1 protein-coding gene is annotated in these 1,024 nt (G+C 47.4%); it reads right to left on the minus strand.

The window, feature by feature from the left end; translation table 11 throughout:
* Window positions 1-1,024 (minus strand): DUF4158 domain-containing protein (locus R7Z47_RS24135; RefSeq protein WP_318130672.1); only part of this gene is annotated, 1,024 nt, incomplete at both ends.

Below are 1,024 nucleotides of genomic sequence, written 5' to 3' on the forward strand. Positions count from 1 at the left end.
CCAGCCATGGGAGGTGCTTTTTGGGGATAAGCGACGTATCCATTGTCATCAGTGATTCACCGGATACAATTTCCGTTTGCATCTTTTGAAGTTGGGCGACGACGGCTTCTGAGCCTTTACCGGCCTCACATTCAAGGCACAGGAACACTGGTCTTAACAACTGTTCCAGAAGGTTTCGTTGTTCGTCATAATATTGCCACTGGTACTCTTCCACGGTCCGTTTCTGTTTTTTCAGGTAAAGGCAGAGGGTCTGGATATCCCTGTCATTCATGACCTTCAATGCCTGTTGTCTGACTACTGAGAAGGGTTGATTATCATCAATGTTCTCATCCACAAACAGATGCAGTAACTCTGCCGCTTTCGTGACATTGTCCGCGGCTGACTGCCAGGACAGGAACACTGCTTGTTGTGCAAAGGTGTTGGCAGCTTCTTGTTGCTTGCGGATATGGTAAATGAACCCATCAGTTAACCGTTCCAGTGCCAGTTGTATCCGCTCTGTCAGGTGACATAGCAACCATAGATGCTGCTGTGCGCGTTTGAATCGTTTGAGTTTACTACCGTAATAGTTGATGAGCTCACCGAAGTGTTGTCGATTTTTAAGAGACAGATTAAGCCCATCGATAACGCCATTGATTTGCGTGCGCCATGGCGCTAACTGATGATAAAGGGCAAGCTCTTTTTTAAGTTCAGGTACGGTCAGACTTTTTGCACCGCCTCTGAGCTGGTTCAGGCTTAGTCCGTCATCAATGGCTGTTATGCTGTCCAGAAAGACGTGAAGTTCAGGACTGGTGAGTTGATTAAGTTGGTGCGCCAGGTCTTTTCTGACCTGCTGCATCGCTCTGCTTATCAGTCTCTTGAGTACGGTGTACCTAGGGATAGCAATGCTGTGACTGGTTAGGAATTCAATAGCAGTATCAAAGAGGTAACGCGGCTCCAGCCAGGCATTGCCCACCTGAACAAGGTGTTCGAAAAGAGAATTGAAGTGCTGACTTTCGTCCCATTTGTGATAACCAGCAAGGTCTAA

It is taken from the genome of Vibrio sp. 1641 (assembly GCF_033339995.1).
Lineage (GTDB): Bacteria > Pseudomonadota > Gammaproteobacteria > Enterobacterales > Vibrionaceae > Vibrio > Vibrio alginolyticus.